Here is a 22,264-nt window from a genome sequence, read left to right as displayed (position 1 = left end):
CAATCGAGGAAGCGGGATCAGTGCGTGGCGGCGGCATCGTCGCCGACCGCGGGGGCCGGGGCCGTGGCACGCAGGCCCGTGTGGAAAAACAGGAAATTGAGCAGCGCTGCGGTGATGGCGCCCATGGCCACGCCGTTGCCGACCAGGATGCGCAGGTTGGCCGGCAGCCCGCCGTAGATGCCGGGCACCAGGATCGGCAGCAGGCCCACGGCCAGCGCCACCGCGACGACATACATGTTGGCGTGATGGCGCAGGTCGACCTTGCGCAGCATGTCGATGCCCATGGTGCCGACGATGCAGAACACCACCAGCCCGGTGCCGCCCACCACCGCCTCGGGGATCGCGCTGATCAGCGACGACACCGGCACCAGCAGCCCGAACACCACCAGGATCGCGCCCGACACCGCGGTGACGAAGCGCGAGCGCACGCCGGTGGCGCGCACGATGCCGATGTTCTCGCCGCTGGTGATGATCAGCGAGGTGCCGAACATCCCGCCCACCAGCGAGGTCAGCGCATCCGCACGGATGGTGCGCGGCACGTCGCGCTGCTGGTCCACCGGCTTGCCGACCGCGTCGCTGATCGCCAGCGTCTGGCCGGTGGCCTCCACCATCGAGATCACCGCGAACACCATCAGCGGGATCGCGGCCACCACGTCGAAGGTCGGCATGCCGAAGGGGAACGGCGTGGGCAGCGCGATCACCGGCGTCATCGACACATGGCCGACTTGGAAGGCACCCGTCAGCACCGCCACCAGCGCGCCGCCCAGCAATCCGAGCAGGATCGCCAGCTGCGCGAGCATGCCCGTCAGCAGCCGCGACGCGGCGACCGTGCAGGCGATGGTGGCAAACGCCAGCAGCAGGTTGAGCGGATCGACCGTGGTGCCCGCTGCCGGATGGCCCGCGATCAGCCGTCCCGATACCTGCGCCAGGTTGATCGCCACCAGCAGCAGCATCGTTCCCACCACCACCGGCGGGAAATAGCGCAGGCAGCGCCGGAACACCGGCAGCACGCAGAAGTAGAAGACGCCGGTCAGGATCACCGCGCCGGCCGCGGTCTGGACGTCGGTCTGCTGTGCGATCAGGATGAACAGCACGATCGGCGCGCCGCCGGGCAGCATCACGAACGGCAGCCTGGCGCCGATGCCGCGCTTGCCGAGCGACTGCAGCAGCGTGCCCAGGCCGCAGATCACGAAGGTGGCGCTGAGCAGTTGCACCGCCAGCGCCGGCGGGAAGTTGAGCGCCTTGCTCATCAGGAACACGGACGCGATCGGCGACGCGGCCATGACAAGGACATGCTGGAGGCCGAAGACGAACAGGCGCCGCCATGGCAGCAGTTCGTCCACCGGCGCGGGGGCGGCGTGGGACATGAATAGGCTCCTCGTTTGGTGTACGGGCGTTATGCGGTGGCCGGCGGCCAGCCGCTGCGTCTGTGCGCAGTTCGCCTCGAATAGTATGGATTTCCGCTAACAAAAACGTTTTTGTTAGTGTAGGGAAACGGAATCTGCGTTGCAAGCGGTTTCTCCGGCCGTCGCAGCGGTATTTCCCCTATATCGACTTAATCGATAAGCCCTAGCAGGAAAACCCGTTTCACAAGCTAACTGCCGTGAGGGCAAAGTGAGCGCCACAACGCATCGCGCACGCCCCCGCGAGCGCCAAGGAGACGCCCCCATGCGAGACAAGAACACGCCCGCCGGCCTTGCCGGCGCCCCCCAGCCTGGCCCCACCCGCCGCCGCTTCGTCCGCCATGCTGGCGGGCTCGCGCTGCTCGCCTCGCCGCTCGGCGCCCTTGCCGCAAAGGCGACCGACGGCGTCACGCTCGCCGACGGCCCGCGTCCGCTGGTGCGCTATCCGGGCAAGCGCCCGCTGGTGCGCGTCAGCACCCGCCCGCCGCACCTGGAAACGCCCTTCTCCACGTTCAACGAGGGGCCGATCACGGCCAACGACGCCTTCTTTGTGCGCTATCACCTGGCCAACATCCCGCTGTCGGTAGACCTGAACACTTACCGGCTGAGCGTGGGCGGCCATGTCGGCAAGCCGTTGCGGCTGTCGCTGGACGAGCTCAAGAAGCTGGCCGATCCCGTCGAGGTGGTGGCGGTGAACCAGTGCTCGGGCAACAGCCGCGGCTTCAGCGAGCCGCGCGTGTTCGGCGCGCAGCTGGCCAACGGCGCGATGGGCAATGCGCGCTGGACCGGCGTGCCGCTGCGCAAGGTGCTGGAGCATGCGGGCATCAAGGCTGGCGCCAAGGTGGTGACCTTCAACGGCATGGATACGCCGGTGCTGCCGAGCACGCCGGACTTCCGCAAGTCGCTCGATATCGCGCATGCGATGAACGGCGAGCCGCTGCTGGCCTGGGGCATGAACGGCGAAGACCTGCCGCTGCTCAACGGCTATCCGCTCAAGCTGGTGGTGCCGGGGTATTTCGGCACCTACTGGATCAAGCACCTGTCCGAGATCGAAGTCCTTGACCACCCGTTCGAGGGCCATGACGCGTTCTTCATGACCAAGGGCTACCGCGTGCCGGACAACGATTGCCAGTGCGTGGCCCCCGGTACGCCGGCCGCCAAGACGCGGCCGATCTCGACGCTGGCCGTGCGCAGCTTTATCACCAGCGTCGAAAACGGCGGCAGGCTGCCGGCCGGCCGTACCGTCGAGCTGAAGGGCATTGCCTTCGACGGCGGCTCGGGCATCCGCACGGTCGAGGTTTCCGTCGATGGCGGGCAGAACTGGCAGGCGGCGAAGCTCGGCGAGGACCTGGGCCGCTTCTCGTTCCGCGCGTGGCACTTGCCGGTGAAGTTCGCCCGCAAGGGCCCCGCGGTGCTGATGGTGCGCGCCACCAGCAACAAGGGCGAGACCCAGCCGGCCAAGGCCAACTGGAACCCCGCCGGCTACCGCCGCAATGTCATCGAAGCCACGCCGGTCACCATCGCCTGAGGAACGCGCCATGAAAGCAACCATCGCCCCCGCGCTGCTGGCGCTCGCCTTGCTCGGTGCCGGCCATGCCGGCGCCGCGCCGCAGGACATCAAGCTGCCGGCGGAAAACGTCAAGCTCAAGCCCGCCAGGCTGCCGGGCTACGGCATCGCCATGCAGAAATGCGCGATCTGCCATTCGGCCGACTACGTCTCCTACCAGCCGCCCGGGCTAAGCCTGGCGCAGTGGACCGCCGAGATGAAGAAGATGCAGCAGGCCTACGGCGCGCCGATCGACGATGCCGAAGTCGAGCAGCTCGGCGCCTACCTGGCCGTGGCCTATGGCTCGGCCAAGGCGAAGGATCCCGAGATCGTGGCGATCGCGCAGAAGGCCGGCAAGCCGGCTGCAGCGGCGCCTGCTCCCGGCGCCGCGGCCGCGAGCGTCGACGTGCAGGGGCTGCTGGCAAAGAATGCCTGCCTGAGCTGCCACAGCGTGACGCAGAAGGTGGTCGGACCGGCCTACCATGAGGTCGCCGTGCGCTACAAGAACGATGCGCAGGCCCAGGCGAAGCTCGAAACCAGCATCCGCGGCGGCAGCAGCGGCAAGTGGGGTGCGGTGCCGATGCCGCCGTTTGCCAGCCTGAAGCCGGAAGAAGTGCGCGCGCTGGCGGCATACGTGCGCCAGCAATAAATTTCCACCTGCCAACTCGCGCCCCGGCCATTGCCGGGGCGTTTGCATTTTTCTCCTTGCCAGACGCGCCGTCGCCACGAAGACGATGGCACGCGCTACACCGCGCGCGTGATGCATCCGGACGAAGCCACGCGCAAGCAGCATGAAGAGCTGGGCTTCCACGAGGGCTGGAATACCTGCTTCACGCAGCTGGAAGAATTTGCTGCGCAGCTGAAGTGAGCCGGCAAGGAGGTTGCCGCAGGCGCGCGGCGGCGCGCGCTTCAGTGCGAGAACAGCACCGGCACGGTCATCGACTGCAGCAGCACGCGGGTCACGCCGCCGAGGACCAGTTCGCGCAGCCGGCCATGGCCGTAGGCGCCCATCACGATCAGGTCGGCGCCAAAGTCCGCGGCGCGCGACAGGATCAGCTCGCCAATGGTCAGGTCAGCGCCGCCGGGGCCGTGCTCGACTTCGACCGAGGCGCCCTGCCGCTCCAGCACCCGCTGCGCGTGGCTGACCGGCGTGGCATCGGCACGCAGCTCCTTGGCGGGGGTATGGGCGCCGAGCATGCGGACTTGCGCGCCAGCCAGCAGTGGTAGCGCGTCGTGCAGGGCGCGCGCGGCCTCGCGGCTGCCGTTCCAGGCCAGCAGCACGCGCGTGCCGATGGTGCTGAACTCGCCGGCGCACGGGACCACCAGCGTGGGCCGGCCGGATTCCAGCAGCAGCGCTTCCAGCAGCTGCCGGGCCACCGGGCCTTCGACGTTGTCGCCATCGTACTGGCCGGACACGATCAGCCCGGCCTCGCGCGCTTCGCGCAGCGCCAGCGTGACGGGGTCGCGATCGACCGCGCGCCAATCGGCCACGACCCCCAGTTCGCGGGTGGCGGCCTCGAAGGCGCAGTGCATGTCTTCGCGCTGCAGCCGGCGGCGTTCCTGGTCTTCGGCCAGACAGCGCTGGGCATTGTCCATGCGGTAGGACCAGCCGGGGTCGGGCACGCGCCCGGCCAGCAAGCCGATCAGCGGGCAGCCGGCGGCGCTGGCGAGGCGGCCGGCAAGGTGCAGGCGGCGGGAGGACTGTGGATTGCCGTCCAGGTGGACCAGGATGCTGTCGTAGGCCATGATGCCCTCGCTTCGGTCTTGCTTGCATCCAGTCTAGGCCGCAAGACCGATTGGGCCTTGACCCGAGTCAAGGCGGCCGGAACCCGCGCTTAATCCGGCCGGCACGGAAAGCGACAAGAAACGGACGGCAGGCGCCATCTGCCACCAGCATCACTCAGTCGTCGTGGTCTTCGTGCCAGCGGCGCCATTCACGCTCGCGCCGCCTTTGTTCGCGCCATTCGCGCTCGCGCCACTTGCGCTCCCGCCATCGTTGTTCGCGCCAGTCGTCGTAATAGGCCGGCGCCACGACCACCGGCTGCGGCGGCGCCACGTAGACCGGCGCCGGCTCGTAGTAGACCGGGGGCGGCGCCACGGCATAGCCGGGAATGCCGATGCCGATATCGACGTTGACGCGGGCCTGGGCGGTGCCCGGGCCCATGACTGCGATGCCTGCCAGAGCGCAGGCGGCCAGGATGCTTCGCATGGTGATGTCCTCCTGGCCGGCAATGTAACGGTGCGCCGCGGCGGCAGGTGTTCGCAGAAGGTTAGGCACGTAGCAACGTGTAACCGCACCGGCGCTTTTGTGGCGCTGGTGGCGCCCCGGCGCGCTGTCGCACTCCCCGTCGGCCAGCACGCGCACTTCGGGCTCAGGGTGGAGGGGCAAGCGGTGGCGCTGGCATCGCGCGCGTAATTAACCCGCTCACGCGTGCCTGGCAAGGCTGGTAAATCACCGTTGCAAAAACAAACAGAATGTCAGGTGCCTCGGCGCTAAAGTGGTCTTTCCCATGCCTGAAGGCTAATTTGGAGGTACACGCATGAAGCAACATCTGGCGAAATCCCTGTTGATGGCTGGCGCGATGGTCGCGTCCTACCCGCTGTTCGCACAGCAGGCCCAGCCCCTTCAACCGGCCCAGCCGATGCAAGCCACGCAACCGATGCAAGCCACCCAGCCGGCGCCGTCCGCGCAACCGATGCAAGCCATGCCGGCCCCCGCACCGTCCGCACCATCCGCCCAGGTCGCACAGGCCCCGGGCGCAGCCAGCCCGTACGCACCCGCAGGCCAGCCCGCGCAACCGGGCATGGCGCCGGCCCCGGTCGACCCGATGCAGGCAGCCGCACCTGCCGGCGCCGTCGATCCCGCCAGCATGAGCCTGGCCCCCGATGCGCTCGGCACCCGCCTGGGCCAGCGCAGCGGCTTCCTCGACGGCGCCTGACGCCAGTCCCCGCGCGCTAACGCGCGGACCGGTGGCGGACCGGCGGGCGCAAGCTGTGGTAGCGTAGCGCCCTGCCGATTTGACGCCACCATGACTCCGTTCGATTCCGACGCACTGAAGCGGCTGGTCAGCGTCGCCATGCCCTATGGCAAGCACAAGGGCACGGTGATTGCCGACCTGCCGGGCAACTACCTGAACTGGTTCGCCCGCGAAGGCTTCCCGCCAGGGGAGATTGGCGGGCTGCTGGCGCTGATGCACGAGCTCGACCACAACGGCCTGTCGCACCTGCTCAAGCCGTTGCGCGGGCGCGGCTAGCACCGCGCCGGCTACAGCCCCAGCGCGCGTCCGTCGCTGCGCGGGTCGTGCGCGCCGGCAAGCTGCCCTTTCGGTCCGATCCGGATCGCGCCCGGATGCCCGGCCAGCTGGCTCTGCGCCGGGATCGGGCTCAGCTGGTGGCCGCGCGCCGCCAGCTCACTGAACACCTGCCTGCCGGCGTCCTGCTCCAGCTTGAGGCTGTCGCGGCTGTCGGAGAAAGTCTTGCCCAGCAGGAAGCGCGGCCGGCCGAGCGCGGTCAGCGGGTCCATGCCGTAGTCGATCATCCGCGTCAGCACCGCCGCCAGCGTCTGCGGCTGTCCGTCGGCGCCCTGCGTGCCATATAGCAGCCGGGGGCGGCCGTCCTTGAGGTAGATGCCCGGGTTCAGCGTGTGGAAGGGCCGCTTGCCGCCCTGCAACACGTTGGGGCTGGCGGGATCGAGGCTGAACGATGCGCCGCGGTTGTGCCAGAGTACGCCCGTGTCGCCCACCACCACGCCGCTGCCCCAGTCGAAATACACCGTCTGCAGCATGCTGACGCAGCGGCCCTCGCGGTCGGCCGCGCCGATGTACACCGTATCGCCGGGCTGGTACACATGCGGCCACGGCATGGCCCGTGCCATGCGGATGCGTTGCGCCTGCGCATCGAGGTGCCGGCGCGACAGCAGCCGGTCCACCGGCACGTCGACGAAATCGGGATCGGCGACGTAGCGATTGCGATCCAGGAACGCCAGCTTCACGGCTTCGACCAGCAGGTGGTAGTAGTCGGCGCTGCCCTCGGGCACGGCCGACAGGTCGAAGCGGTCGAGGATCCCCATGATCTCCAGCGTCGTCACGCCCTGCGTGGGCGGACGCAGGCCCAGCAGTTCGCCGCCACGGTAGGCCACGCGCAGCGGCACTTCCTCGCGTGCCTGGCAGCGCGCCAGGTCGCCAGCGCGCAACGGCGAGCCGGCCTGCGCCAGCCCTGCCGCAAGCCGGCCGGCGATGTCGCCCTCATAGAACTCCCGCCCGCCCTGCGTCGCCAGCCGCTCCAGCGTGCGCGCCAGTTCGGGCTGGCGGAACATTTCGCCCGGCTTCGGCATGCGCCCGTCGGGGGCGAACACGCGGCCGAAGCCGCCCCAGGCCGGCAGGTCCGCGGCGCGGAACTCCTGCCAGAAGCATTGCGACGGCGTGACCGGGAAGCCGTTGGCGGCGTACTCGGTGGCGCGCCCCAGCAGCGTCGACCATGACTGGGTACCGCCCCACTGGCTCTTGCCGAAGGCAAAGGCGCGGTCCCAGATCGCGACCGTCGCGGCCGCGGTCAGCGCGGCGCCCGGCCCGCGCAACGGGATGGCGCCGCTGTAGCCCGGCGTTTCGGCGGCGGCCTGCCCGATCCCGGAGAACGAGCGCACGTTGCCGTCGCGGTCGCTGGTCACCAGGAAGGCATCGCCGCCCAGACCGGTGAAATGCGGATAGGTCACGCTCAGCACCGCGCCGATCGCAATCGCTGCCTCGATCGCATTGCCGCCTGCCTTCAGCACTTCCAGTCCCGCCTGGCTGGCGAGCCCATGCGGGCTGGTGACCATGCCCGCATCCGAATGCGCCAGGACGCCGCGCGCCGCGGGCGCGGCGTCCTGCGCCGCCTCGGCGCTTGCGGGCGCCAGGATCGTGCTGCCCGCCAGCGCTGCTGAACTTGCCAGGAAAGCCCTGCGCGAGGTGCCGCCGCAGGGGTCGACTTCAATCGTATGTTTCATGCCGCTGTTTTCCATGCCGCTGTTTTCCATGCCGCTGTGTTCCACGCCCTTGTGTTCCATGCCCGTTCCCCCGGAAAGACCGGCTGCCCCGTGCTGTCGCCGCGCGGGCAGCCGCGATGATGACGATGCGATGGCGGCTCAGGCTTCGCGCTTGTGCGCCTGCCACGACCGCTCGACCAGGCTTTCCGGCGCCGAGTAGCGCGCCTTGATCCAGGCATAGGCCGGGCCCATTGCATTCATGGCAATGACGGCACCCAGCGCGGCGACGGGATCGCCCGGCGTGGGCCCGAAGCCCCCGAACAGCGTGGCGAAGTAGGAGGCAAAGCCGAAGAACATGCCGGGAATGAAACGCAGCGTGTAGAACACGCGCGCCAGGAACATCATGCCGGCGTTGAGCATGAACAGGATCACCATCTCCGCCGCGATCAGCGCCGGCCCCGAGTACTGCTCGGCGGCCTGCCGGAAGCACAGCACGATCACGAACGCGAACAGCGACCCCACCGGCAAGGTCGGCCAGATCTTCTTCAGGTTCTCCGGCGTGGGCCCGCCCATGGCAAAGGTGGCGGCCCAGCTGATAAAGATGGCCCACGGCGGCAGGTGCGACGCATGCGCGGCAATGGGAACGGTGGTGATGGCCAGCAGCGAGGCCACGACTTCGGCAGGCAGCTTCTTCATGATCGTCTCCTGGAAAGCCTTGAAAGGGTTGGGGCGGTTCAGTGCGCGCAGCAATGGTGCCGGCGGATGTCGCAGCGGTGCTGCGTCACCACCGTGATCCGCCCGCGCTTGACCACCCACAGGCGCGGCGGAATGTCGATCAGCGCGTCCGCCACCTTGAAGGTGTCGAGGATCACGATATCGGCCTGCCGGCCCACTTCCAGGCCATAGCTGTCCTGCAGCCCGATCGCGCGCGCGGCGTTGTGCGTGCCCATGCCGAGCACAGCGAGCTGGTGCTCCGGCACGCCGAACTGCGCCACGTGCGCGAGCATATTGCCGATCTGCAGCATGTCGGCCTTGCCGAACGGCGTGAAGGCATTGCGGATATTGTTGGACGAATACGCGACGTTGAGCCCGCCGTGATGCAGCGCCTTCACCGGCGTCAGCCCGCGGCGCTGGTTCTGCGCGTCCTTGCGCCCGCCCAGGTACAGGTCGGTCGCGGGCAGGGTCACGATGCTGATGCCGGCGTCGCGCAATTGCGCCACCAGCGGCTCCAGCTGCGCCGTGTCGAGCGCGCCCAGGCTGGTCACATGGCCGAGCGAGACGCGGCCCTGGTAGCCGCATTCGATGGTCTTCCGCGCGATGTACTCGACGGCGGCAAAGCGCTGGTCGGCGGTGTCGTCGGCAAAGTCGGCATGCATGTCGACCGGCGCGTCATAGCGTTGCGCCAGCTCGAACACCATGTCGATATGGCGCATGGTGTCGGCCCAGCTCAGCTCGTTGTAAGGGCAGCCGCCGACCACGTCGGCGCCCATGTCCATGGCCGCGATCATCAGCTCGCGCGTGCCCTGCGACTTCAGGATGCCCTCCTGGGGGAAGGCCACGATCTGCAGGTCGAGCAGGTCGTGGTATTCCGCCTTGAGCTCCAGCAGCGTCTCCACCCCGATCAGTCCCTGTATCAGGTCGACGTCGGGATGGGCGCGGATTGCGACGGTGCCATGCCGGACCGCCATGTCCAGCACTTGGCGCGAGCGGTCCAGCACGTCGTGCCGCTGCTGCTTGCTCTTCAGGATGCCGGTGACGCGGATGGCCTCGTCCAGCGTGCCAAGCCTGGCGGGCAGCCGGCGATGCAGCAGTGCCTTGTCCAGGTGCAGGTGCGGTTCCACCAGGCCCGGAATGGCGGCACGGCCGCCGGCTTCGATCACTTCGTGCGCCGGCGCGTCGATGCCGGGTTCGATGGCGGCAATGCGCCCGTCGCGGATGGCGATGTCGGTCAGGGGCGCGTCGTCGCGGACGCACGCATCCCGGATCAGCAGGTCCAGCTGCATGGCGTGTCTCCTCAGGTCTTGTCGTTCTGCCGGAGCCGCTGCCCCGTGACCTGAAGCGTAGGTGCCGGCGCGCGCCGGCTGCATCAGGATCGGCTGAATTCGACCTAAGGATCGGCCTAGCTGCGCCGCAGCAATGCTATGGGATAACGCTCGCCTCCCCGGGCTCGCCCGCTTCCGCCAGCAGACCGTGCCGGATGGCGTAGTGCACCAGCCCGGCGGTCGACGAAAGCTCCAGCTTGGCCAGGATGTTGGCCTTGTGCGTACTGACCGTCTTGCCGCTGAGCGACAGCGTCAGCGCGATCTCGTTGATGCCCTGCCCTTCGGCCAGCATCTGGAACACCTGCAGTTCGCGCGCGGTCAGCCGGGCATGCGGCAAGGCCGCCAGCGGCTGGCGCGCCTGCCCGATCAGCTTGTCGGCGATCGCGGCCGAGACCGCGGTGCCGCCGCGCGCCACCTTGCGGATCGCACTGATCAGCTGGTCCGATTCGACATTCTTGGTGAGATACCCGGCAGCGCCGGCGCGGATCGCCTGCACCGCGTACTGCGACTCGCGGTACATGCTCAGTACCAGCACGGGCAGCGCCGGATAGCTGGCCTGCAACTGCTGGATCAGCACGATGCCGCTGCGGCCCGGCATCGACATATCCAGCAGCAGCACGTCCGGCAGGCCGGCGCGCAGCAGCGCGAGCAGTTCGTTGCCGTCGGCGGCCTCGGCCACCACCTGCATGTCCGGCACGGTGGACAGGATCTTCTTCAGCCCGTCGCGGATGATGGTGTGGTCATCGGCCAGCAGGATGCGGATCATCTGCTGTCTCCGCTCGCAATACCGGCATCGCGCGGAACCAGCGCCTCGATGCGTGTGCCGTGGCCTTTCTCGCTGCTCACCACCAGCTTGCCGCCCAGCATCAGCGCGCGCTCGCGCATGCCGAGCAAACCCAGGCTGCGGCGGCGGCCGGTGACGGAAGTATCGATGCCGCAGCCATTGTCGGCGACCACCAGCCGCAGCATGCCGCCCGCCTCGGCCAGCTCGACGCGCACGCGATCGGCCTGGCCATGGCGGCAGGCATTGGTCAGCGCTTCCTGCGCGATCCGGAAGACCGCGGTGCTGACTTCCGCACCGAGGTCCGCCACCGGCTGGAGCGCCTTCTCGCAGGCAATGCCAGTGCGCTCCGACAATGACTCGACCAGCCACTCGATCGCCGAGGCCAGCCCCAGTTCGTCCAGCACCGGCGGGCGCAGGTCGGCCGCAATGCGCTGCACGGCTTCCACGGTCGAATCGGCGATCTCCTTGAGCATCTGCACATGCTTGCGGTACGCGTCGTCGGCAGCCGGGCCCTGCTGCGCCTCGATGTAACTAAGCCCCAGGCGCAGCGCCGTCAGCGACTGCCCCAGCTCATCGTGCAGCTCGCGCGAGATGCGGGTGCGTTCCGCCTCGCGCACGGATTGCAGGTGCGCGGACAGCTCGCGCAGCTGCGCGCGCGAGGCCAGCAGCTCCTGCTCGGAGCGCTTGCGGTCGGTGATATCGCGCGAGATCCCCACCGTGCCGATGACCTCGCCGCCCGGGTTGTGGATCGGCATCTTGATGGTGTCGAACCAGCGCACGCTGCCGTCCTTGCCATGCCGGCTTTCTTCGTAGCGGCGGCGCACGCCGCTGTCGACCACCGCCTTGTCGGTATCGAGGTAGACCTGGCCCCATTCCGCCGACCAGACCTGGTCCGGCGTGCTGCCCACGATCTCGGCCTCGGTCCGTCCGCATGCGGCCATGAACGCGTCATTGACCAGCACGTAGCGCGAGCCGGCATCCTTCAGCCAGGCCTGGTCCGGGATGTTGTTCAATATGGCGCGCTGCAGTTCGACATCCATGCCTCCCCCTTTGCAAGGCAGCCCTCCGCCCTGCCACTCCGGTCCTTCGGATTGATTCGGGACGCGCATGCATTCATGCCAATTGCGCATAAATTGCGCAATCGGCGCGCTGGCAAGCCCCGGCCCTCGCAGACTATAGCCAGCGGCGGGCGGCTGCGCCCTTGTCGTTTTCCTGAATGGGCGAGAGCAACGGATGCAGTCGGGGCGTCTTGCGGCGCACGCCCTACGCCAGCACCGCGCGCGCAATCACCGTGCGCTGGATCTCCGACGAGCCTTCGTAGATGCGCAGGATGCGCGCATCGCGCACCAGCCGCTCCAGCGGCATCTCGCGCGTGAAGCCGTAGCCGCCGTGGATCTGCAAGGCGGTATCGGTGACGAAGGCGACCGTCTCCGAGGCATAGAGCTTGGCCATCGATGCATGCTCGGTGAAGGGCTCGCCGTCACGGCGCCGCACCGCGGCCTGCAGCGTCAGCAGCCAGGCGGCTTCGAGCCGCGTGCGCATGTCCGCGAACATCCACTGCAGGCCCTGCTTGCGCGCCAGCGGCTCGCCGCCGACCTGGCGCTGCCTGGCCCAGTCGACCGCGCACGCCAGCGCCGCTTCGCTGATGCCGAGGCTGGTGGCGGCCACGTCGAGGCGGCTGTTGTCGAGCACCTTCATCGCCGTGCGGAAGCCGCTGCCTTCCGCTCCCAGCCGGTTTGCCGCGGGAACGAAGCAGTCCAGCGCCACCTCGTGCGCCGGCGCGCCGCGGATGCCCATCAGCTTCTCGGCGGGCGCGACCTCCACGCCGGCGCTGTGCCGGTCCACCACGAAGGCGCTGATGCCGCGCGTGCCGGCCGCGGGATCGGTCTTGGCGTAGACGACGATAAAGTCCGCGGCGTCGGCGTTGGAGATGAAGTGCTTGACGCCGCGCAGGCGGTAGCCGTCGCTTTCGGGGGTGGCGCGCGTGGCCATGTCGGCGGGGTTGGAACCGGCGCGCGGCTCGGTCAGCGCGAACGCGCCAAGCTTGCGGCCGGCGGCGGCGTCGGGCAGGTAGCGTGCGCGCAGGCTGTCGTCGCCGCCGATCAGGATGGAGTCGGTGGCCAGGTAGTGCGCGCCGATCATCGACGAGGTCGACGCGCAGGCCTTCGCGACTTCGGCCAGCGACAGGATCAGCGCGACCGGCGAGGTCTCGGTGCCGCCCCAGCGTTCGGGCAGGTTCATGCCCATCAGGCCGAGCTCGGCAAGCTGCGGCACGTAGCGCGTGGTGGAGGTTTCGTCGCGATCCACCGCGGCGGCGTTCGGGGCCAGCTCGCTCTGCGCGAAGCGGCCGATCGCGTCGGCGATCTCCAGGTCTTCCGCTTCGACGCCCATTCGCTTATGCATGTTGCTTCTCCTTATTGAAATTACTGAAATCGTGCGCGGCCAGGATGGCCCCGGTGTGCTGGCCCAGCGCCGGCGCGGGCGTCACGCGGTTGGCGCCGTAGGCAGAGAACTTGACCGGCTGCGACGGCAGGCGCACCGTGCCGCCGTCCGTGCCGGGCACCTCGGTCAGCAGGCGGCGATGCGCCGCGTGCTCGCTTTCCAGCGCTTCCTTGACATTGCGGATCGGCGCGACCGGGATGCCGGCGGCGCCGAGCACGGCGTTCACCTCCGCCACCGTGCGCGTCGCCGACCAGCTCTCCAGCATGGCGCGCAGGTCGGACTCGAAGCGGCACCGCGTCTCGTCATCGGCAAAGCGCGGGTCGTGCGCCATCGCGGGCTGGCCGATGGCGTCGGCCAGCGCCTGGAACAGCTTGTTGTTCAGCACCGCCACCACGTAGAAGCCATCCGCGGCGCGATACGCACCGAACGGCGCCGACGACGGATGGCGGTTGCCCACGCGCCGCGGCGCCAGCCCGGTGGCGGCGTAGCGCGCGACCAGCGTGGCGCTGAGGCTGAGCGTGGCATCGAACATCGACACATCGACATGCGTGCCGCGCCCCGTCTTCTCGCGCGCCAGCAGCGCGGCCAGCACGCCCCACGAGGCGAACAGGCCGCTGACGGCGTCGGACACGGCCTCGCCGAGCATGGTCGGCGCGCCGTCGGGCGCACCGGTGGCGTCCATCAGCCCGCACATCGCCTGCAGGATGATGTCGTAGGCCGGGCGGTGCGATTCCGGGCCGGTCTGGCCAAAGCCCGACACGCTGGCATAGACCAGCGGCGGGTTCAGTTCGCGCAGCGCGGCGTAACCGATGCCGAGCTTGTCCGCCACGCCGGGGCGGAAGTTTTCCACCACCACGTCGGCACCGCGGCACAGCGCGCGGGCGACAGCCAGGCCGTCGTCCGTCTTCAGGTCGATCACGATGCTCTGCTTGTTGCGGTTCATCGCCGAGAACAGGCCGCTCTTGCCGTCGGAGAAGGGACCGACCGCGCGATAGTCGTCGCCGCCGGGCGGCTCTACCTTGATGACTTCGGCGCCGAGGTCGCCGAGCAACGCGGTGCAATACGGGCCGGCGAGCACGCGCGAGAAATCGATCACGCGCAGGCCGGCTAGCGGGAGATCGGGCACATCAGGCAGGTTGGAATGCGTCATGGTCTTGCTCCTCAAGGGCTGGTGGTCCGATTCTGCGCAGCGCAGGCTATCAAGTAAAATATTGATTCTTAGTAGCACCTATAGGATTATTTAATGGCATCGCAGCCATCTCCTTCGCGCATCTCGCTGCGCCTGTTGCGCTACTTCGCCGCCACGGCGGAATCCGGCAGCACCGCCGCCGCTGCGCGGCTGCTCAATGTCTCGCAGCCTTCCATTTCGGTCGCCATCCGCGAGCTGGAAGCCTTGTTCGACGAAGCCCTGTTCGCCCGCGATGCGGGCACCAGGCTGGCGCTGACCCGCTTCGGGGCACGCAAGCTGGCGGAAGCGCGCCGGATCCTGGGCGCGGCAACGGCATTCGAGATCGACCAGCGCGGCGACGGCGATGCCGGCGAGGTGCGCATCGGCGTGTTCCGCACGCTGGCGCCGGCCTACCTGCCGGCGGTGCTGCGCGTGGCACGCGAGCGCTATCCCCGGCTCGCAGTGCGTTTTGTCGAAGGCGACCTGGCCCAGCTCGAAGACTGGCTGCACGGTGGCCAGATCGAGCTGGCGCTGACCTACGACGTGGGGCTGCCTGCCGAGATCGGCCGCGAAGTGCTGGCGGAACTGCGGCCCTACGGGCTGGTGCCGGCCGGCTCGAAGCTGGCCCGCGGCAAGGCCGCAATCTCGCTGCACGCGCTGGCGCGCGAGCCGCTGATCCTGATCGACCTGCCACACAGCCGCGAATTCCTGATGGCGCCGTTCTGGCAATTCGGCCTGCAGCCGGAGGTGCGCTACCGCGCCACGTCGCTGGAACTGGCGCGCAGCATGGTGGCGAACGGGCTGGGTTCCGCGTTGCTGATCACGCAGGCGCCGGCCTCCGGCCAGTCGGCCAGCGTCGTGGAAAAGCCAATCCTCGAGGAAACCGTGCGCCAGCCGCTGGTGATCGCGCAGGCGGGTACCGGCCAGACGCGCGCGGCGGCGCTACTGGCGGAATGCGTGCGCGAAGCCGTACGCGATACGATGGCGGCGCGCGGCCCCAGGAAAGCCGGTACTGCGCCGTCGCGAAAACTAGGGTAGAAAGCAAGCGATAAGCGTTGCCTGTGCCCCCCGCCCCCAACCGCCACGACCAGCATGTCCAAGCACAAGATCCTGACGTATGTCGACGCCGGCGCCTCCGACTGGACCGCCTGCCTGATGCGCACCATCGGCCACCAGCTGCAGGCCGGCGCCTACGAAATCCGCGCGGTCATGGCCGACGATATCCGCCACGACCCTACGCTGTTCGACGATGCGGTGATGTTCGTGATGCCGGGCGGCGCCGACCTGCCCTACTGCGCGGCGCTCAATGGCGCACCCAACGCGCGCATCCGCAGCTTTATCGAACGGGGCGGCGTCTACCTGGGCATCTGCGCCGGCGCCTACTACGCGTGCCGGGAGCTTGCTTTTCACGCCGGCACCTCGGGCGCGATCTGCGGCGCCCGCGAGTTGCGCTTTGTCGACGCGGTGGCGGTCGGCTCGCTGCCCGACCTCACCGGCGGACGCTTGTACGACGGCACGCCGCGCACCGCCGCGGCCGTGGAGATCCGCACCACCGATCACCTGACACCGACACCGGTCTCTCTCTACATGCACTACCACGGCGGCTGCCTGTTCGATTTCGGGGGTGAGCCCGGCCCGGGTACGCAGGTGCTGGCGGTCTACACCGGCATGGCCGGCTCCCCGCCTGCGATCGTGTCCGCGCGCGTGGGCTATGGGCGCGCCATCCTGACGGGGGTCCACGTGGAGATTTCCGAGCGCGAGTGCAAGGACGCGCTGCGCGGCCACAGCGACATGGATGCCCACGTGCACGTGTGCCACCGGCTGGCCGAGACCGGCGAAACCCAGCTGGCGGTCTTCCGCCAGTTGCTGGCGCATGGCGGGCTGGCGCTGGGATAAGACTTTCTACGTGATGCCGCACTGAAGATGCTCGACGAGGAGTTTGCCGAGCGGGTGCTTCCGTTCGACGAGAACGCCGCCGTGCACTATGCCGCGCTCGTTTCACAGCGAGAGCGCAATGGTCGTCCGATCAGCATGGCAGATGCGCAGATTGCTGCCATTTGCAGGCATAACGGCGCCACGCTCGCCACGCGCAACGGAAAGGACTTCGATGGGACCGGGATCGTTTTGGCCAACCCCTGGGTGGATTGATGCCGGGCATCTATTGCGACGACTGCGGTTGCCCTCTGCGCATCGCGCGCGGCTGGTCCAGCAGCTCGATCATCAGCCACGCGTACAGCGTGACGCCGATAAACAGCCCCATGCGCACGACAAAGGCGGTATAGACGTCCTTGCCGGCCGCGCTGTCCTGCACCGACTGCCCCAGCAGGATGACCAGCGTCACCAGCGTATTGAGCCAGAAGCCGGGCGCCTGGCGCGAGGGGCTGAGCCCATAGAGCTTGCGCGCCACCAGCAGCGCAAACAGCAGCATCCACAGGAAATACATCCACAGGTGCACGAACAGGCTGAGCGCGCCCCAGAATGCGATCGCCAGCAGGCCGCCGAGCAGCGTCGAGCCCAGCAGCTCGCGGCCCGCGTTGCGCGCAGAAGTGGTGCAGCTCTGCCGGCCCAGGCTGACCGCCTTCATGATGATCGGCATGTAGGTGGTGGGATCGGTCATCGTGAGCAGGAAGGCTGGCATCACCACCAGCGCCGCGCGCAGTGCGACCCACGCCGCCAGGTCGTCCGGCAGCGCGCTGGCCGGGGGCGCCGCCGGTGTGCCCGCGGGCTCGGGAAAAAGCCAATGCCCGAGCGCCAGCGCCAGCACCGCCAGCAGCAGCCCCTTGACCAGCGCGGCAATGACCGTCACGGCCAGGCCGAAGTCGAAGGTGCCGGCCGACGAGATCATGGTCAGGCCGACCACCAGGAAGGTCGACACCAGGTTGTTGCCGCCGCGCAAGCCGTAGCGGAATGCCAGGAACAGGCACAGGCCGGTCAGCAGCACGCCGCTGACCGGGTAGTGGCGCAGCAAGGGAATCAGCAGCAGGCCGCTGCCGGTGGTCAGCATCACCACCAGCGCCAGGCCCACGCCGGTCTTGAACGCCAGCGGACGGTTCATGCTGGCGAGCAGGAATATGGCCAGCACTGGCGCGAGCATCGGGATCGGCAGGCCCAGGCCGAAGCTGGCCGCCAGGCACCACGCGGTGCCGCCGGCCAGGCGCAGCGCGCGCCGTGCGCGCGGCGAGGGCGGCGGCCGCGATGCCGCCGGTACCGTCGCCGGGCTGTCAGTAGACATAGGACAGCCAGCTCATCAGGTACAGGAAGGCGCGGCCGAGCGGGTTGAGCGGATTGCCTTCCGTCGGAAACGCCATGACCTCCGCCTGCCCGCCCACGCGCACGCCGCGCAGCGACGACAACTGGCCGGGATCGAATTCCACCGTCACCGGGAAACGCTGGGCCGGGCGCAGCCAGTCGCGGCTGTTCTGCACCGTCGGCAGGCTGCCGGGCTGCGTGGGGGGGCCGCCGACACTGACACCATAGCCGACACTGCGCACGCGCCCGGTGAAGACCCGCCCCGGCAGCGAATCCAGCACGATCGCCACCGGCGTGCCGGGCACCACGTGGCCAAGGTTGTTCTCGGTCATCTCCGCGTTGATCCATACGTCGTGGATGGTGATCAGCGTCATCACCGGATTGCCCGCAGCGGCAAACTGGCCGGTCTCGGTGCGCAGATCGGTGACCAGCCCGGCCGAGCGCGCGCGCACGCTGGTATTGGCCAGGTCCAGCTCGGCCTTTTCCAGCGCGGCGGCGGCGCTGCGCAGCTTGGCGTTGTCTTCGGCGCTGCCGCCCTCCTGCTCGCGCGCGCGCTGGACCTCGGCGCGGGCCGCGGCCACCTGCGCGGTGGCTGCTTCCAGGCTGGCACGCGCGATCTCCAGCCGGCGCAGCGATATGGTGCCCTGGTCCTCGCGGTACAGGCGCTCCAGGCGTTCGCTGTCCTGGCGCGCCTTGACCTCGTTGGCGCGCGCTGCGCGCAGCGCCGCCTGCGCCGATTCGATGCCGGCGGTGCTGGCGCCGATCTGCCGGCGCGTCGACTCCAGGTCGGCGCGCGCGCGGTCGGCGGCGATCCGGTAGTGCTGCGGGTCGACCTCGAACAGCACCGTGCCGGCCGCCACGTCCTGGTTGTTGCGCACATGGACGCGGGTCACGCGCCCCGCCACCTCCGACGCCACCGGCACCACGAAGGCCTGCACGCGCGCCTGCTGGGTATAGGGCGTGAGCCGGTCGGCCAGCAGGTACCACACCAGGCTCACGGCGATCAGCACGAGCACCCAGCGAATGCCTTTCCTGGCCGGATCGGCGGTCGCTGCCGCGGCGGGCGGCGGCGGCGGCGGCGGCGGCGGTGGCGATGCTGGCTCCGGCGGGACTGCTGCGGGCTGTGGCGTGTCGCTCATCGGGCCTCCGCGTTGGATACCTGCCGTGGTGTCGCCGGAACGCCCGCCCCCGCAGGCACGGCCGGCCGCGCGGCTTCTTCGAACAGGTCGCCCCAGTTGGTGCGCTGCTGCATCTGCTGGCGCGTCGCCGGGTCGACCAGAGGCAGTTCGCTGTGCCAGCCGCCGCCCAGCGCCTTGTACAGCGCGATCAGGTTGCTCACGGCGCTGCTGCGGTTGAGCACGTAGGCATCCTGCTGGGCCGCCAGCGCCCGCTGCGCGTCCAGCACGCGCTGGAAGTCGGAATAGCCCTCGCGGTAGAGCGAGTTGGCCAGCGACAGCGAACGGTTGGCGGCGACCGTGCCTTCGCGCAGGATCTCTTCGCGCTCCAGCGACTTGAGCAGGCCGCTGGCGGCATCGTCGGCTTCGCGCGCGGCCTGCCGCACCGCGTCCTGGTAGGCCACGATCAGCTGCTGCAGGCGTGCGTCCTGCACCCGCACGTTGTTGCGGATGCGGCCATAGTCGAACACGTTCCAGCGCAGGCTGGGCCCGCCCACCAGCGCCAGCGTGTTGGGCGTGCCGGCCAGCGTGCTGGCGGACCAGACGATGCTGCCCAAGAGCGACAGCGACGGGTAGAGATCGGCCTCGGCCACGCCGATCAACGCCGACTGCGCCGCAATCTGCAGCTCCGCGGCGCGCACATCCGGACGGCGCACCAGCAGGCTGACCGGCACGTCCTGCACCACGGCGCGGTCGAGCAGCGGGAGTGCCCCTTCCCGCTCCGCGAGTTCGGGCAGCTCCGGCAGCGCGCCGGGAGGGTGGCCCGCCAGCACCGCCAGCGCATTGCGCGTGCGCAGGATCTGGCCCTCGAACTCGGGGATGCTGCTGAGCGTGCCCAGGTACTGCGTCTTGGCTTGCTGCAGGTCGAGCTCGTCGGTCTCGCCGCTGCGGAACAGCCGCTCGGTGATTTCAAAGCTGCGCTGCTGCAGCCGGGCATTGTCGCGGGCGATGCGCAGCCGCGCCTCGGCGGTGCGCAGCGCGAAGTAGGTCTCGGCCACCTGGGCGCGCAGCAGCACCAGCACATCCTCGTGGTTGGCGCGCGCGGCAAAGTACGCGGCATCGGCCGATTCGATGGCGCGGCTGAAGCGCCCCCAGAAATCCAGCTCCCAGCCGATGTCGAAGCCCGCGCTGAACTGCCAGAAGCGGCTGTTCTGCGGGTTGCGCCCGCCGGCCTGGCGGCTGGAGGTGTACAGCGCATCGGTGCTCACCTGCTGCAGCTGCGGGTAGCGGCCGCTCTGGGCGATGCCGAGCTGCGCGCGCGCTTCCATCACGCGCAGGCCGGCGATGCGCAGTCCGGCGTTGTTGGCATCGGCCTCGGCGATCAGGCGCTCCAGCGTCGGGTCGCCGAATACCTGCCACCACTGCCCCAGGTCGGGCGCCGGGCGCTGCTCAATCGCGCCCTGCAGCGCCGGGCTGTCCCATGAGGCCGTCCACGCCTCGCGCTGCGGCTGGAAGTCGGGGCCCACCCGCGCGCATGCGCCCAGGCACAGCACGCCGGCCAGCAGCATTCCGTTCGGCCGGTTGCGCACGGGCATGAGGCGAACCGGCCTGCACTATTCCGCGGTCTGCTCGATCGATTCGGGCACCGGCTGCGCAGGCTGCGGAGGCGGCTGGTCTTCGACCCACTGCCAGAACAGCCGGTAGGCCACGGCCAGCATCACGGGACCGATAAACAGCCCGATGACGCCGCCTGTCACCATCCCGCCCAGCGCGCCGATCAGCACCACCGGCATCGGCACGTCCACGCCGCGGCCGAGCATCAGCGGCTTGAGCACGTTGTCGGCCAGTCCCGCGACAAAGGTGTAGACGGCAAAGACGATGGTCGCCACGCTGGCACCCTCGGTGGCAAAAACAAAAATAATCACCGGGATGGTGATCAGCGTCGCCGGCAGCTGCATGATGCCGAGCAGCAGCACCGCCAGCGCCAGCAGGCCGGCGCCGGGAATGCCCTTGACCACAAAGGCGACGCCGATCAGCAGCATCTGGATGAAGGCGATGCCAACCACGCCCTGCGCCACCGCTCGGATGGTGGCAGTGCACAGCATGGCCAGCCGCGGGCCGCGCTCCGGGCCAAACACGCGCGAGGCGATCTGCCTGGCGCTGCGCGTCCCTTCCTCGCCATAGGCCATGATGATGCCGGCGATGATCAGCGCGAACAGCAGGACCAGCAGGGCCACGCCGACGCCGGCGAGCTTGCCGAGTAGGGCCAGGCTCACGCCCTTGAGTTGCGGCATCAGCTTTTCCATCACCGCGCTCATGTCGGTGGCAGCCTGCAGCCAGAAATCGTAGAGGCGCTGCCCGACGACCGGCCACGCGGCGACCGACTCCGCCGGCATCGGGATATGCACGCGGTCGTCCCGGACCATGGCGATGGCGTTCTCCACCGAATCGACCAGTGCCTGGCCCAGCAGGTAGGTCGGCACCAGGATGATGGCAAGGACCAGCACGACGATCAGCGTGGCGACACGCCCGTCATGCCCTCCCATGCGGGCGCGCAGCCTGACCTGCAGCGGGTATATGGTGACCGCCAGGATCACTGACCACAGCAGCAGATCGACAAACGGGTGGAAGATCTGGAAGCAGAAAACCGCCAGCACAGCGATCAGCCCGGCGCGGATCAGGACGTCAAGCAACCCGCGGGACAGCGCCTTCTCGGAAATGGGCGTGGGCAACATCGAGCGTCTCCCCGCGGTACAAGCCGCAAAGGTTCACATCGGTACGCCAGGCTTGTACTCAGCGCCGGCCGAAATCCAGTCTAGGCGAGCCCGGGGGCTCGGGCAACCTTTTCGTCACCCGGGCCACAAACCCGCCCATCAACCTAGGGCTGTCCGGGCTTGCGCAGCATCTTGTCGACCTCGCCGGCATGCAGTTCCTCCAGCTGGATCGACTCGCGCGCATATTCTTCCAGCGCCACCGAGCGGCCCTCGACCAGGGTCAGCAGCTGGCGGTACAGGTCCAGCGCCTGCCGCTCGGTCGCCAGCGATTCGCGCAGGATGGTGCCGATGTCGGTGGTGTGGCTGTCCAGCAGCGCCGCGATGCCGAGCGAGGGATACGCGCCCAGCGTGGTGATCCACTCCCCGGCCTGCTGCGCATGGAGCAACGATTCGTTGGCCTGTTCGCGCAGCCAGGACACTACGGGAATGCGGCCGAAGCCGAACACCAGGAAGGAATAGTGCGTATAGCGCACAACCCCGGCGAGTTCGGCTTCCAGTATCTGGTTCAGCACCCCGACGACCTTGTCTTTCTCGATTTCCGCCATGGCATCTTCCTCCCGCGATACAGAGACAAAACAGAGGGACAAACACAGGCTGATTCATTCTAGTCGGCGCCACGCCACACCTGAGGCTTTGCGCACCGGCGGCGAGCGCGTGCGGGCCAGCAATCCGCCAGTGGAATTCCTATCATGCAGACGTGGCGCGTGCCCGCAGCAGCCCGCGCTGCCCGCCCGGAAAACTGACAACTTCGCCGGTGATGCAAAAGGATCCAGGTTCG

General features: G+C 68.9%; 23 protein-coding genes. 8 read left to right on the top strand and 15 right to left on the bottom strand.

The window, feature by feature from the left end; genetic code table 11:
- Positions 1-17 precede the first annotated feature (17 nt).
- Entirely contained in the window at positions 18-1,367 is a 1,350-nt protein-coding gene (locus E0W60_RS09620; RefSeq protein WP_135703775.1) for a uracil-xanthine permease family protein, read from the bottom strand.
- Positions 1,368-1,668: 301 nt separating this feature from the next.
- On the opposite strand from E0W60_RS09620, the gene E0W60_RS09615 reads away from it, so the two are divergent.
- The 3 genes from E0W60_RS09615 to E0W60_RS09605 are packed head-to-tail and all read left to right on the top strand — an operon-like array spanning position 1,669 to position 3,817.
- Positions 1,669-2,931, top strand: a complete 1,263-nt coding sequence (locus E0W60_RS09615) for a molybdopterin-dependent oxidoreductase (protein WP_133095240.1) — start codon at positions 1,669-1,671, stop codon at positions 2,929-2,931.
- Positions 2,932-2,941: 10 nt separating this feature from the next.
- Entirely contained in the window at positions 2,942-3,598 is a 657-nt protein-coding gene (locus tag E0W60_RS09610) for a c-type cytochrome (RefSeq protein ID WP_133095241.1), read from the top strand.
- A 42-nt stretch (positions 3,599-3,640) separates the two neighbouring features.
- A complete protein-coding gene (locus E0W60_RS09605; RefSeq protein ID WP_431189858.1) occupies positions 3,641-3,817 on the top strand; it encodes an SRPBCC domain-containing protein in 177 nt (58 codons plus the stop codon).
- Between the two features lie 41 nt (positions 3,818-3,858).
- On the opposite strand, the gene E0W60_RS09600 is transcribed toward E0W60_RS09605, so the two are convergent.
- The gene (locus tag E0W60_RS09600) at positions 3,859-4,695 is read right to left on the bottom strand and encodes a universal stress protein (RefSeq protein WP_133095242.1); all 837 of its coding nucleotides are present in this window, start codon (positions 4,693-4,695) and stop codon (positions 3,859-3,861) included.
- A gap of 154 nt (positions 4,696-4,849) precedes the next feature.
- Complete coding sequence (locus tag E0W60_RS09595) at positions 4,850-5,158, bottom strand: hypothetical protein (RefSeq protein ID WP_135703774.1); 309 nt, start codon at positions 5,156-5,158, stop codon at positions 4,850-4,852.
- A 331-nt stretch (positions 5,159-5,489) separates the two neighbouring features.
- Here E0W60_RS09595 and E0W60_RS09590 point away from each other — a divergent pair, with 331 nt between their 5' ends.
- Both E0W60_RS09590 and E0W60_RS09585 read left to right on the top strand, forming a co-directional pair.
- Positions 5,490-5,888 (top strand): hypothetical protein, encoded by a 399-nt coding sequence (locus E0W60_RS09590; RefSeq protein ID WP_135703773.1) that lies wholly within the window; start codon positions 5,490-5,492, stop codon positions 5,886-5,888.
- A gap of 90 nt (positions 5,889-5,978) precedes the next feature.
- Positions 5,979-6,203 (top strand): DUF3820 family protein, encoded by a 225-nt coding sequence (locus tag E0W60_RS09585; RefSeq protein ID WP_133095245.1) that lies wholly within the window; start codon positions 5,979-5,981, stop codon positions 6,201-6,203.
- A gap of 11 nt (positions 6,204-6,214) precedes the next feature.
- On the opposite strand, the gene ggt is transcribed toward E0W60_RS09585, so the two are convergent.
- From ggt to E0W60_RS09550, 7 genes are all read right to left on the bottom strand, one after another.
- Entirely contained in the window at positions 6,215-7,933 is a 1,719-nt protein-coding gene (gene ggt / locus E0W60_RS09580) for a gamma-glutamyltransferase (protein ID WP_135704021.1), read from the bottom strand.
- A gap of 138 nt (positions 7,934-8,071) precedes the next feature.
- On the bottom strand, positions 8,072-8,608 hold the full coding sequence (locus E0W60_RS09575; protein WP_135703772.1) for a DUF1097 domain-containing protein: 537 nt from the start codon (positions 8,606-8,608) through the stop codon (positions 8,072-8,074).
- A 38-nt stretch (positions 8,609-8,646) separates the two neighbouring features.
- On the bottom strand, positions 8,647-9,915 hold the full coding sequence (locus tag E0W60_RS09570; RefSeq protein ID WP_135703771.1) for an amidohydrolase family protein: 1,269 nt from the start codon (positions 9,913-9,915) through the stop codon (positions 8,647-8,649).
- 136 nt (positions 9,916-10,051) lie between these two features.
- Positions 10,052-10,720: a response regulator gene (locus E0W60_RS09565; protein WP_133095248.1), complete on the bottom strand. Its 669-nt coding sequence runs from the start codon at positions 10,718-10,720 to the stop codon at positions 10,052-10,054.
- Positions 10,717-11,778: a PAS domain-containing sensor histidine kinase gene (locus E0W60_RS09560; protein ID WP_135703770.1), complete on the bottom strand. Its 1,062-nt coding sequence runs from the start codon at positions 11,776-11,778 to the stop codon at positions 10,717-10,719. Before E0W60_RS09560 ends, E0W60_RS09565 begins: the two co-directional genes overlap by 4 nt.
- Positions 11,779-12,001: 223 nt before the next feature.
- A complete protein-coding gene (locus E0W60_RS09555) occupies positions 12,002-13,141 on the bottom strand; it encodes an acyl-CoA dehydrogenase family protein (RefSeq protein WP_135703769.1) in 1,140 nt (379 codons plus the stop codon).
- Positions 13,134-14,330 carry a CaiB/BaiF CoA transferase family protein gene (locus E0W60_RS09550; protein ID WP_135703768.1) on the bottom strand — a complete coding sequence of 399 codons (1,197 nt, stop codon included), beginning with the start codon at positions 14,328-14,330 and terminating at the stop codon, positions 13,134-13,136. Before E0W60_RS09550 ends, E0W60_RS09555 begins: the two co-directional genes overlap by 8 nt.
- 93 nt (positions 14,331-14,423) lie before the next feature.
- On the opposite strand from E0W60_RS09550, the gene E0W60_RS09545 reads away from it, so the two are divergent.
- The 3 genes from E0W60_RS09545 to E0W60_RS09535 are packed head-to-tail and all read left to right on the top strand — an operon-like array spanning position 14,424 to position 16,496.
- Complete coding sequence (locus E0W60_RS09545; RefSeq protein ID WP_135703767.1) at positions 14,424-15,386, top strand: LysR substrate-binding domain-containing protein; 963 nt, start codon at positions 14,424-14,426, stop codon at positions 15,384-15,386.
- 54 nt (positions 15,387-15,440) lie between these two features.
- Complete coding sequence (locus tag E0W60_RS09540) at positions 15,441-16,244, top strand: BPL-N domain-containing protein (RefSeq protein ID WP_135703766.1); 804 nt, start codon at positions 15,441-15,443, stop codon at positions 16,242-16,244.
- 27 nt (positions 16,245-16,271) lie between these two features.
- Positions 16,272-16,496, top strand: a complete 225-nt coding sequence (locus E0W60_RS09535; protein ID WP_135703765.1) for a PIN domain-containing protein — start codon at positions 16,272-16,274, stop codon at positions 16,494-16,496.
- A 10-nt stretch (positions 16,497-16,506) separates the two neighbouring features.
- On the opposite strand, the gene E0W60_RS09530 is transcribed toward E0W60_RS09535, so the two are convergent.
- The 5 genes from E0W60_RS09530 to E0W60_RS09510 all read right to left on the bottom strand — a co-directional run bounded on the left by E0W60_RS09530 (position 16,507) and on the right by E0W60_RS09510 (position 22,031).
- Positions 16,507-17,580: a DUF2955 domain-containing protein gene (locus E0W60_RS09530; protein ID WP_135703764.1), complete on the bottom strand. Its 1,074-nt coding sequence runs from the start codon at positions 17,578-17,580 to the stop codon at positions 16,507-16,509.
- Positions 17,570-18,736 (bottom strand): HlyD family secretion protein, encoded by a 1,167-nt coding sequence (locus E0W60_RS09525; protein ID WP_135703763.1) that lies wholly within the window; start codon positions 18,734-18,736, stop codon positions 17,570-17,572. The genes E0W60_RS09530 and E0W60_RS09525 overlap by 11 nt, the downstream gene beginning before the upstream one ends.
- The gene (locus tag E0W60_RS09520; protein ID WP_135703762.1) at positions 18,733-20,307 is read right to left on the bottom strand and encodes an efflux transporter outer membrane subunit; all 1,575 of its coding nucleotides are present in this window, start codon (positions 20,305-20,307) and stop codon (positions 18,733-18,735) included. The genes E0W60_RS09525 and E0W60_RS09520 overlap by 4 nt, the downstream gene beginning before the upstream one ends.
- A gap of 18 nt (positions 20,308-20,325) precedes the next feature.
- Positions 20,326-21,447 carry an AI-2E family transporter gene (locus E0W60_RS09515; RefSeq protein WP_135703761.1) on the bottom strand — a complete coding sequence of 374 codons (1,122 nt, stop codon included), beginning with the start codon at positions 21,445-21,447 and terminating at the stop codon, positions 20,326-20,328.
- Between the two features lie 143 nt (positions 21,448-21,590).
- Positions 21,591-22,031 carry a ferritin-like domain-containing protein gene (locus E0W60_RS09510; RefSeq protein ID WP_133095259.1) on the bottom strand — a complete coding sequence of 147 codons (441 nt, stop codon included), beginning with the start codon at positions 22,029-22,031 and terminating at the stop codon, positions 21,591-21,593.
- Positions 22,032-22,264: the final 233 nt, after the last annotated feature.

The sequence above is a fragment of the Cupriavidus oxalaticus genome (assembly GCF_004768545.1).
GTDB classification, from domain to species: Bacteria; Pseudomonadota; Gammaproteobacteria; order Burkholderiales; family Burkholderiaceae; genus Cupriavidus; species Cupriavidus oxalaticus_A.
The sequence above is the reverse complement of the archived record's forward strand: the minus strand, read 5'-3'. Positions and strand labels throughout refer to the sequence as shown.

Excerpts from the sequence above, each read along its gene's own strand:
- ggt (WP_135704021.1), bottom strand. The coding sequence starts at position 7,933 with ATGAAACATACGATTGAAGTCGACCCCTGCGGCGGCACCTCGCGCAGG.
- E0W60_RS09590 (WP_135703773.1), top strand. The coding sequence starts at position 5,490 with ATGAAGCAACATCTGGCGAAATCCCTGTTGATGGCTGGCGCGATGGTC.
- E0W60_RS09525 (WP_135703763.1), bottom strand. The coding sequence starts at position 18,736 with ATGAGCGACACGCCACAGCCCGCAGCAGTCCCGCCGGAGCCAGCATCG.
- E0W60_RS09520 (WP_135703762.1), bottom strand. The coding sequence starts at position 20,307 with ATGCCCGTGCGCAACCGGCCGAACGGAATGCTGCTGGCCGGCGTGCTG.
- E0W60_RS09515 (WP_135703761.1), bottom strand. The coding sequence starts at position 21,447 with ATGTTGCCCACGCCCATTTCCGAGAAGGCGCTGTCCCGCGGGTTGCTT.
- E0W60_RS09570 (WP_135703771.1), bottom strand. The coding sequence starts at position 9,915 with ATGCAGCTGGACCTGCTGATCCGGGATGCGTGCGTCCGCGACGACGCG.
- E0W60_RS09575 (WP_135703772.1), bottom strand. The coding sequence starts at position 8,608 with ATGAAGAAGCTGCCTGCCGAAGTCGTGGCCTCGCTGCTGGCCATCACC.
- E0W60_RS09585 (WP_133095245.1), top strand. The coding sequence starts at position 5,979 with ATGACTCCGTTCGATTCCGACGCACTGAAGCGGCTGGTCAGCGTCGCC.
- E0W60_RS09615 (WP_133095240.1), top strand. The coding sequence starts at position 1,669 with ATGCGAGACAAGAACACGCCCGCCGGCCTTGCCGGCGCCCCCCAGCCT.
- E0W60_RS09620 (WP_135703775.1), bottom strand. The coding sequence starts at position 1,367 with ATGTCCCACGCCGCCCCCGCGCCGGTGGACGAACTGCTGCCATGGCGG.
- E0W60_RS09550 (WP_135703768.1), bottom strand. The coding sequence starts at position 14,330 with ATGACGCATTCCAACCTGCCTGATGTGCCCGATCTCCCGCTAGCCGGC.
- E0W60_RS09595 (WP_135703774.1), bottom strand. The coding sequence starts at position 5,158 with ATGCGAAGCATCCTGGCCGCCTGCGCTCTGGCAGGCATCGCAGTCATG.
- E0W60_RS09510 (WP_133095259.1), bottom strand. The coding sequence starts at position 22,031 with ATGGCGGAAATCGAGAAAGACAAGGTCGTCGGGGTGCTGAACCAGATA.
- E0W60_RS09565 (WP_133095248.1), bottom strand. The coding sequence starts at position 10,720 with ATGATCCGCATCCTGCTGGCCGATGACCACACCATCATCCGCGACGGG.
- E0W60_RS09600 (WP_133095242.1), bottom strand. The coding sequence starts at position 4,695 with ATGGCCTACGACAGCATCCTGGTCCACCTGGACGGCAATCCACAGTCC.
- E0W60_RS09545 (WP_135703767.1), top strand. The coding sequence starts at position 14,424 with ATGGCATCGCAGCCATCTCCTTCGCGCATCTCGCTGCGCCTGTTGCGC.
- E0W60_RS09535 (WP_135703765.1), top strand. The coding sequence starts at position 16,272 with ATGCTCGACGAGGAGTTTGCCGAGCGGGTGCTTCCGTTCGACGAGAAC.
- E0W60_RS09530 (WP_135703764.1), bottom strand. The coding sequence starts at position 17,580 with ATGTCTACTGACAGCCCGGCGACGGTACCGGCGGCATCGCGGCCGCCG.
- E0W60_RS09560 (WP_135703770.1), bottom strand. The coding sequence starts at position 11,778 with ATGGATGTCGAACTGCAGCGCGCCATATTGAACAACATCCCGGACCAG.
- E0W60_RS09610 (WP_133095241.1), top strand. The coding sequence starts at position 2,942 with ATGAAAGCAACCATCGCCCCCGCGCTGCTGGCGCTCGCCTTGCTCGGT.
- E0W60_RS09540 (WP_135703766.1), top strand. The coding sequence starts at position 15,441 with ATGTCCAAGCACAAGATCCTGACGTATGTCGACGCCGGCGCCTCCGAC.
- E0W60_RS09555 (WP_135703769.1), bottom strand. The coding sequence starts at position 13,141 with ATGCATAAGCGAATGGGCGTCGAAGCGGAAGACCTGGAGATCGCCGAC.